Annotated in this window: 5 protein-coding genes and 1 pseudogene; 4 read left to right on the top strand and 2 right to left on the bottom strand. The window is 37.4% G+C overall.

Going from position 1 to position 8,041, the window contains the following annotated elements; genetic code table 11:
* Nucleotides 1–317 precede the first annotated feature (317 nt).
* Together D5018_RS19695 and D5018_RS19700 are read left to right on the top strand one after the other, a co-directional pair.
* Nucleotides 318–950, top strand: a complete 633-nt coding sequence (locus D5018_RS19695) for a hypothetical protein (protein ID WP_121840696.1) — start codon at nucleotides 318–320, stop codon at nucleotides 948–950.
* Nucleotides 947–1,408 (top strand): hypothetical protein, encoded by a 462-nt coding sequence (locus tag D5018_RS19700; RefSeq protein ID WP_121840697.1) that lies wholly within the window; start codon nucleotides 947–949, stop codon nucleotides 1,406–1,408. The genes D5018_RS19695 and D5018_RS19700 overlap by 4 nt, the downstream gene beginning before the upstream one ends.
* A gap of 480 nt (nucleotides 1,409–1,888) precedes the next feature.
* Here D5018_RS19700 and D5018_RS19710 read toward each other — a convergent pair whose 3' ends face one another.
* Nucleotides 1,889–2,998 carry an IS5 family transposase gene (locus D5018_RS19710; protein ID WP_207819405.1) on the bottom strand — a complete coding sequence of 370 codons (1,110 nt, stop codon included), beginning with the start codon at nucleotides 2,996–2,998 and terminating at the stop codon, nucleotides 1,889–1,891.
* A gap of 375 nt (nucleotides 2,999–3,373) precedes the next feature.
* Here D5018_RS19710 and D5018_RS19715 point away from each other — a divergent pair, with 375 nt between their 5' ends.
* The gene (locus tag D5018_RS19715) at nucleotides 3,374–6,442 is read left to right on the top strand and encodes a Tn3 family transposase (protein ID WP_121840700.1); all 3,069 of its coding nucleotides are present in this window, start codon (nucleotides 3,374–3,376) and stop codon (nucleotides 6,440–6,442) included.
* Between the two features lie 219 nt (nucleotides 6,443–6,661).
* Nucleotides 6,662–7,090, top strand: a complete 429-nt coding sequence (locus D5018_RS19720) for an AbiH family protein (protein ID WP_121840701.1) — start codon at nucleotides 6,662–6,664, stop codon at nucleotides 7,088–7,090.
* 417 nt (nucleotides 7,091–7,507) lie between these two features.
* Here D5018_RS19720 and D5018_RS19725 read toward each other — a convergent pair.
* Nucleotides 7,508–7,800 (bottom strand): annotated as a pseudogene (locus tag D5018_RS19725) (tyrosine-type recombinase/integrase); the annotation flags it as partial.
* Nucleotides 7,801–8,041 lie beyond the last annotated feature (241 nt).

Here is an 8,041-nt window from a genome sequence, read left to right on the forward strand (position 1 = left end):
TGAAGATGTGATCAGAAAGTATGTTCAAGAACAGTTGGCAGAGTTAGACAAAAAAGAGAAAAGTGCAGATCAGCTTGGACTGTTCAAATAAAACTCGGTTGCTTGCGGCCGAGTTCCTTTATCATTTTAGAATTTCAACTCTCAGGCAGCGCCTAATCATCTAAAAGCAATGATTATACCGTTTACCAAAAGCAGGTGAACGAACCATACAAATGCAATTAAAAAGATTAACGATTATCCCAAAGATGAACTTGTATAGTTAAGTCGGCAAGTAATTAAGGCAAGTTATGGAAAAATAAATAATATGGAAATTATCGATGATAAAATCAACGTTATTCACTTTATTGCTGCTTTTCTCGACAGATGCTTTTTCAATGATAAGAGCTTTTCAAAACTCAGACTGCTCTGGTTCTTCAATACCATTTGCTTCCGCAGGAATGGCTGAGATGGCTCACCCTGGTCGTTTTAAAAGTTATTTAAGAGACGGCAGATGTTTTTTAGAGTTTCCAAAAAGCTCATCCGCTACAGCTCAAGTTGGTATAAAAGTTACTTATTACTTCACTAACGGCAGCAGTGTTACAAAATTTGGAGGTTCAAGATCTTGGCGTAATAATAACCCTGGAAATATATCTCATAGTGATTTCACTCTTCGGCATGGCGCTATCGGTCACGATGGGCGGTTTGCTATCTTTCGAAATCCACTTGATGGCTTTAATGCAATAAAAAGGCTCTTGAATGGAGGCAGTTACCGAAATCTCTCCATTGCTGATGCTATTGCTAGATATTCACCAGCGCATGAAAACCCCACAAGTGCTTATGTCCGTTTTGTGAGTAACGATTTAGGCTTGCCTAGTCATACTATTTTAAATACATTTAGTTCAAGACAGATGCATCAAATGGCTAACGCTATTGTAAAATTCGAAAAATTTGAACAGGGAGCCGTCAAATGAAAATACTATTAACGTTTGTTATTGTTTTACTTATATCATTCTACCCCACGCAAGCCCGTGCTAAGGCGAACTTTTCAGTTGTAACCAATACAGAGGTAGGCTTCCCAGATGTAGCCTATGATGAAGTCAATGCAGATGACGTAAACGCAGAAGAACTGTTACCGTACGCTGAAACAGTAACCTTGGTTGGGACTTTAGATCAAATGAGTGTTGACAATGTTAATGTTTATATTTTGATCCTGCATAAAACGGTCTCAATCGGCACACCAGAAACGTTAGATGATTTGAATGCCGAAGTGAAAAAAAAGGTTGGCCTATTACATGTGATCTTCCCTATAGACCTCTCCATCGACGGTTTCCAGCTTGGTGATACCGTGACGGTTGATGGTGAATTAGTAACTCAGCATCGGTTTTCCCATAAAACGGATGTTGTACTGTTTGCTAAACACATTCACTAACAATAAGTAAACGGGACTTGCCTTAATTTATTGCTGACTAAAGTCTACATTAGAAGTAATACCGATCAGTTGAGATAAAAATTAGCGTATTGGTTGCCCCATCTTCTACAGGCTTCAAAATCCGATATCAGTTAATGATATCGGATTTTTTATGCGCGTTGAAAATGATGAGTCTTAGAAATAGTGGACACTAATTAGTCGGTTCTGAAAAACTCCATTTCTGAACCCAAAAAGTACGGCATCTGATTTATCTAAAACCTCAGAGCCGTACCCAAAAATAAACTTTTTCCGATTTATGGTCAATTTCGATACAAAACAACCAAAACTTATCATCTTTTTTAAGCAAAAAGAAAATGGCTAACCACTTTCTTAAATTCCAGACACACGCCGCCTTTAACAAATTGATCTCGTCGCCTGCACTTCCTTTTAACCAGTTTCTGCACAATCTAAAGTCACTCCTCACGTGGCCGATAACTGGTTCTATCGTCGCTCGCTTTTACAGAGGTAGCTTTTACGCTTTCTTTGCGCTTCGTTATCTCTTTTTAATGGCTTATTTGGAATGACGACCTCTTGCTCTACATATTGCATACACCCTTTGTAACCCTTATCTACCACTGCTGTAGTTATTTTGGTTTGTCTATGCTTATGAGCGTGGTCGAGAGCTGGCTTGAGAAGTTTTGAGTCATGCTCATTTTTATCATGACTGGCGACACCGATAATAAGCAGACTTTTTTCTGTGAGGACAACGGAAGCTTTTTTACCGTATTCGTAAGGCGTTTGGTCTTTACCTTTTCCTATACAGTAAACATCAGGCTCATGTAAGCTGTAAATCTTGTTCTTATCTTTTCTTTGTTGAGTGAGTGCTTTCTCATAATTTGAAAAATTGTCTTTCTGTAAATCAAGCACTTTCTGAGGCAGTTTGCGCTGTAATTCCCTTAATTGTAATCCACCTATGATACGCAGCCTTTTTAGCGCTCTTCTGGCTTTCTTACGATTCTTCGCATGCCTGAAGCAGCAATCTATTCTTAATTGCTCAACTTCCTTAATAAAAGTTCGTCTTTGTTGTATTCCACAAGCTTTTGCGAGCTTATTTACTCGATGAATCACCCCTATGGCAAGCTTGGTATCCGTAGGATAAGTAATGGCTTTTTCTTGAACGGTGCTATCGACATAAACCGTTTCTTCTTCTGCATCATCTCCGTGAAGTTCGACGGATAATGCAAAGATTTTCTCGACTCCTTGGGTACCAATTCGTTTGCGGAAAACGCTCAACTCACTGGCATCACACGGTGGTTTAATTTGGAATTCTTTTACACCGCAAAACACTTGAAAGTAAGGATTCATCAACCATTGTTCGACGGTCTGTTCATCACTTAAATCGTACATTTGTTTAAGGATAAGTAAGCCACACATGAGTCTGATGGGCTTAGCTCCTCGCCCTGTTTTCTTGCAGAGCGATTTAAATTCTTGCTCTAATGATGCCCAATCAAAGGCTTGAGCCAAAGCGAGTAAAGGGTGATTTTGTAAAAGCTGTTCTGTAATATCAAACAGACTGGTATGGGGGCTATTTGACGGGCTTTCTTTGAGCATTTTTAGCACCAAGATCGACCAGAAACTGTGAGCCATTTTATCATTTCTGGTCGAAATCTAATGCATCATTTCGCTATATTGTATTAGCGATCAGAATGTTAGGTGTTTTTCATGGTCGACTAATTAGTTGAATACTTTTGAGTAGTTGTTTTAACATCGAGGTTAGTTCTGTCGCGTTTATGTCCAGAAATGAGTTTGTTGCATCTAATTTATTCAGATTTCAACTGGTTACTATTAATCCGTATAGTTGAGGAAAAAAATCTGGGGTTTGGGCTTACACCCCCAATTAGTCAGTATTTCAGAGTCTATTTAACTTGGGTTCAGATTAATTCGTATACCATTCATGTCCTTGTGTATTGAATGATAAGAATTTTTATGGCTCGATTGAATGTATTGTCCGTTGATGAAATTGATGCTCTATATGGATTACCAAGTAATTTAGAAGACAATGAACGCCACGACTTATTTCAACTTGAGTCAGATGATGCCGAATACATAGAAACCTTAACCTCAGTCGCAGATAAAATTGATTATGTTTTACAACTAGGATACTTCTATGCTTCAGGCTGTTTTTTTCAGTTTTCTTTTCAGAAAGTGAAGGCTGATGTTAAGTTCATACTGCAACAGTATTTTCCTACAGAGTTGTTTCCTAAAAAGCAAATATCGAAGCAGAAGCGTTATCAAAATCGTAGTCAAATTTATCAGAAATTGGGATTAAGAGATGCTGATGAATATTGGATGTCAGAGTTATTAGCAGAAGCCAAACGTTTGGCCAAGCTCCACGCATTACCAAAATTTTTAATCACCAACTTGCTGTCCTATTGCCAACAACATCGAATAGTAAAGCCCTCATACTCTGCCTTCCAACTACTGATATCAGAAGCATTGAATGCCGAGCAGAGTAGGCTCTTTAATATCATTTATAAGCACACGGATACAAAACTACAAATCCAACTGGATAAACTGCTCACCAATGATGATTTACTGTACCAGCTCACCTTATTGAAAAAAGATCAGAAAAATTTTTCAACCACAGAGATAAAAACAACGGTTGAGAAGCAACAATTGATCGTAGATGTCTACTATCAAACTAAGTCATTACTTGAAAAATTAAAGATCTCGGAGCAAAACATTCATTATTATGCTGAACTTGCTGAGTATTATACCATCCAAAAACTACAACGGTTCCGCCCCAAAAACAAGGCTCGGCTGTATTTACTTTGTTATATACAACTCAGGTTACGGAAGATTAATGATCAACTTATCAGTAGCTTTATCCATAAGATCTTAAAGTATGTGCAACTGGGTAACGAATATCAACGCCAGCAAATCGATATCGCTGAGGCCATTGATAAGAAGCTGAGAAATCAAGCTCACAAAGTCATGCTGGTGAATATTGATGATGAGGTTCCAGATGTTGCAGTGAGAGAGCAAGCATTTCAAATTGTTCCCAAAGTCGATTTTAAACAATTTCTCAGTGACTTCCAAAAGCCAAATTTTGACCGAGACTTTTATCGATGGCAAATGTTTGGCAGGCTCGGACGTAGGATGAAACGGAATATTCGTCCTATCTTTATGAATATTGGGTTCAGTTGTGATGATGCTGAGTTAACTAAAGCTATCGACTTTCTTAAACAGCATATTGCAGAGAAGCGAGCATTTAAACGCTACTCTCTGGATCAAATACCATTCAATTTCTTCCCCAAAAGCCATCGTAAGTTCTTGATGAATGAAAACTCCAAACTCAATAACGTCAATATAGGAGTGATTGACGGTGATCGTTATGAATTTATGGTGTATTGGCAGCTTCAGAAACGCATTTGTGATATTGCTGCTTATGTAAAACACAGTAATAGTTATCGAGCACTTGAAGATGAACTCATAGCGTTAGAACAATGGGAAAAACAAAAAGATAGCATCATAGCAGAACTGAACATGCCTATGCTTTCTTGTAATATTGTCGATATTTTAAATCACTTAGAAGACAGTGTTGAAACTCAATTTACTCAAGTTAATCAACGTATACGGGATGGTTCAAATAGTTGTATCAAGCTCAAATACAATAAGAAAAATGAGTTTACCCATTGGACGCTTCCTTATAAACCAATTGAAAATGGCGTGAATAACACCTTCTTCAACAATTTATCAACAATGAGTATCGCTGAGCTTGCTCAGATCGTTGATAAGGAAACAGAGTACAGTAAAGTCTTTACCCACATTCAACCCAAATACTCCAAACAAATCCCCGAAATTGAAGCGATTAACGCTTGTTTAGTGGCTAATGCTACCGGAATTGAGTTCAAGAAGATGGTCGATATCAGCGATATCAAAGGGCAAACTCTTAAACACACAAATGACAGTTACATAAGAGTACAAACTTTACGTTCGGCGAATGACTTGGTTGTCAATAAAACGGCTAAATTGTCCATTTTCAAAGAATACAACTTATCGGATTATGGCGTTCATGCCAGTATCGACGGGCAAAAGTTAGCAACTCGCTACCACACGATTAAAGCAAGGTATTCGAAAAAATATTTTGGATTGAATCAAGGGATTGTGTCTATCGTACTCAATGCTAATCACTTGCCAATCAATCTGAAAGCTATTAGCGCGAATGAACATGAAAGTCATTACTTAGTTGATCTCGTAGAAAGCAATACTTCGGAGATTAATGTTGCTGCAGTTTCAGGTGATATGCACAGCATCAACCGTGTAAATTTTGCTTTGATGCAGATGTTTGGCTATCAATTTATGCCAAGGTTTACACGTCTGGCAGATAAATCAAAAACAAGATTGGTTGGATTTCGAGAAGTTGATGATTACAGTCATCACATCATCAAGCCATCAAAAAAAGTGAATAGGGAGCTCATCATCAAGGAGTGGGATAAGGTGTTGAGAATACTTGCATCTATTGCGATGAAGAAAACCACTCAAGCCAGTATCATTCGCAAGCTGTCGACAACAAGCGCCATGAGTCCAGTTCTAAAAGCCATGATAGCGTTGGATGAAATCATCATGACAGACTATATCTTGAGTTATATCGATAGCGAAGAAAAGCGAACTGTGGTTCAGCGTAGTTTGAACAGAGGAGAGTCATATCATCAACTTTCATCAACCATTGCTCGTGTTAATGGCGGTAGAATGCTCAATGGAAAAACAGAAATAGAGCTCAGTATTAACCTTGAGAGTATAAGACTACTCGCAAACATTATTATCTACCATAATGCTGCAATTCTGTCTGGGCTTTATGAGTATTATTCTAAAATAGACGTTGAGAACTCGAAAGCCATCTTGAATTTTTCACCCGTTTCTTGGCATTTTATCAATCTTATTGGTAGCTACGAATTTTATAGAGGTGACAGCGTTAAGAGTATTCAAGAGCAAGTAGAAAAATTAATTGAAGTTGAAAAGCAAGGACTGCAGCCATTTATCATGGAAGAGTAAATGCTGTCTTTTCAATTTTCTGGTACAAATGAAGTAAGAAACAATAAAGCTGTTATTTAATATGCGTATTATTGTGAATCATTTAGGTTTGCGAAAGCTTTCAAGATGTTAAAATCAAATAAATACAGCAGGTTACAATTAATCAGACCAACGGTATAAAAATCGATTTTTTCGCTCTAGACCAGTTGTAGCAATGCTTTTAGAAGGTCGCGGGAAAAAATGTACCTTTGGTCAAAAGACCCCTTTATCGAAAAGGAATCTGAACCACAACAAGGGCTTTTAAAAGAGGAAATAAAATGGGGTATTGATGGAAGAAACAATAGCTATGATCATTCTTTTGAGTTAGGGAAACAAGAGCTTTACAGGCACTACAGGCAATCATTCAAAGATACGAATAGCATACTTAATAAAAATAGAAGTTTCTTTGATAACTTATTTCATGTTACAGAAGTTCTTGTATTGGGTCATTCCTTATCTGAGGTTGATGAACCATACTTCGAAGAAATCAAAAAGCGTGTTAATCCTGATTGCCTCTGGTCTGTAAGTGCATACGGTGAAAGCGAAAAAATTTCACATAAAAATACTCTAATTAATCTAGGTATTGAAGAAAAAAAGATCACAATCAGAAATATAGAGAGTTTCAAATAATTCCCGCAAGTAGATTGCAAAAAATGTGGCTCTAATAACCCAAAAGAGTTTTAGAGTAACCCCTAAATAATTCAGTTCGAATTTACCCAATCAATTTTTTACTTACACATAAGCACACTTAAATTAGCAAGATTTACAAATCTGAAGTTAGATGGCAAAAAAAGTAGGGGATTCTGAGCTTGCCGGAAAATCCAGGTCTGAGTGACAATCCACAAAATTTGCAGCAATATAGATACTTCTAAATCGTATTTAACATAATATAGATTGTGCGCACAATTGTATGTAAGATTCAAAATAAGCAGGTTTGTTAGTTTAGACTCTAAGTTGTTGAAATTATGCTCTAACGCTACGTGAATACTTTCAGAGTTTAGTACATTAGGTAGAGAACTATTCACGTAGCGACGCTTTATATTTGTACTATTTTATTCCTGCTAAATGATCCATTGGTTTTGATGCAGCACTTTGGGCGCGTTCAACATCTGTTGTGTGAATATATAAACTGGTTGTATCAATACTTTCATGACCGGCGTCTGCCTGTACATGCGCTAATGGTCTTTGGTTTAGATTGATGTCGTGGCTTAGCCTGTGTGTCTAATATTATGCGCCGTGAGTTCTCTCATTTGCTGAGCATCTAATTCAAATCCATCTTGCTGGGCATTATCTGCTGCAAGATTAATAATGGTTTGTACGTCTTCTCTTATTTGGCGAAGGGGGTTGAAGCCCAATGGTACGAAAACCTACGCTAAGGGAAAAAGTTTGTGAAAATTGTACTTACTTTCCAATGAGTTATGACACAAAGCACAGTAAGTTATTAGTTTATATTCTGGTAACTATTCAGCCTACTGAACAAAAATATCTGGCAAATGCCCACTGAACAACAAGTTCAGCGCTGTTGAAGCTGTTATATTTTGCTTTCTGCAACTCGAAACGTAACTGCGTATGGCACAGAAG

The sequence above is a fragment of the Parashewanella curva genome (genome assembly GCF_003675895.1).
GTDB lineage: Bacteria > Pseudomonadota > Gammaproteobacteria > Enterobacterales > Shewanellaceae > Parashewanella > Parashewanella curva.

What these genes read in the sequence shown, in the direction of transcription:
- D5018_RS19720 (WP_121840701.1), top strand. Translation starts at nt 6,662, where the DNA reads ATGTACCTTTGGTCAAAAGACCCCTTTATCGAAAAGGAATCTGAACCA.
- D5018_RS19710 (WP_207819405.1), bottom strand. Translation starts at nt 2,998, where the DNA reads ATGCTCAAAGAAAGCCCGTCAAATAGCCCCCATACCAGTCTGTTTGAT.
- D5018_RS19695 (WP_121840696.1), top strand. Translation starts at nt 318, where the DNA reads ATGATAAAATCAACGTTATTCACTTTATTGCTGCTTTTCTCGACAGAT.
- D5018_RS19715 (WP_121840700.1), top strand. Translation starts at nt 3,374, where the DNA reads ATGGCTCGATTGAATGTATTGTCCGTTGATGAAATTGATGCTCTATAT.
- D5018_RS19700 (WP_121840697.1), top strand. Translation starts at nt 947, where the DNA reads ATGAAAATACTATTAACGTTTGTTATTGTTTTACTTATATCATTCTAC.